General features: G+C 67.6%; 1 protein-coding gene and 1 pseudogene. One reads left to right on the top strand and one right to left on the bottom strand.

Annotation, left to right across the window (positions count from 1 at the left end):
- Positions 1–166: pseudogene (locus NQU54_RS48720) on the top strand (IS630 family transposase); the annotation flags it as partial.
- A gap of 133 nt (positions 167–299) precedes the next feature.
- Here the strand turns inward: NQU54_RS48720 and NQU54_RS48715 are convergent.
- Positions 300–689, bottom strand: a 390-nt coding sequence (locus NQU54_RS48715) for a methyltransferase (RefSeq protein ID WP_306279897.1), incomplete at its 5' end; no start/stop codon positions are given.

Raw genomic sequence — 689 nt, 5'->3', positions numbered from 1 at the left:
GCTGCGACGCAGCAGCCAGACCAACACCGCCTTCACCGATCCCGACCACCTCATCAGCACGCTCCGACACGGTCTCCGCCAGGTCCAGTACCGCAGCGAACTCATCGACGGATGTCTCGCAGGAACCGGACTCACCATGACGACATCACGCCAACAAAATCAGTAGCGGAAGATGCGCCACCAGCCTTTCTGGAGGTTCAGCCAGCAGGCGCAGGCCGGGACGGATATGCGCCTTCCTTCGTGTTTCCTGTCTGTCCCGAAGCCGTGACGCGTCCGGAGGCGTTCGGGGTACCGGCGCATCAGAAGGGCCGGACGGCACCGCCATCCGTCCACCGGCCGGCCTGGTCAGGGGGCGGTGTGGCACCCTGTCCGCTGCTGCGACGCGGAGGTGCCTCCCCTTGTCCGGGGCTCCCCACCACGCGGAAATCCATCACGGCGGCGCCCCCGGGCAGTCGGACGGACGCGCTGGGACTGAGTCCGGCCCGTCCGGCAAGGCGCGCGTAATCGGACTCTGAACGCTTCTTGCCGCCCAGGAGGACCAGCATGCGCAGGTCGTGCGAGGTCAGCTGACGGGTCTCGGAAAGATCCTCGGCGGAAACCGACTCATCCTGGAACACCCGCTCGGCGATCAGCACCCGGCCGCCGTCGGGGAGGGCGGCAGCGCAGGTATGCAGAATGCGCACGGCGCT

Origin of the sequence: Streptomyces malaysiensis subsp. samsunensis, from assembly GCF_024519315.1 — a bacterium.
Lineage (GTDB): Bacteria > Actinomycetota > Actinomycetes > Streptomycetales > Streptomycetaceae > Streptomyces > Streptomyces malaysiensis.
The sequence above is the reverse complement of the archived record's forward strand: the minus strand, read 5'-3'. Positions and strand labels throughout refer to the sequence as shown.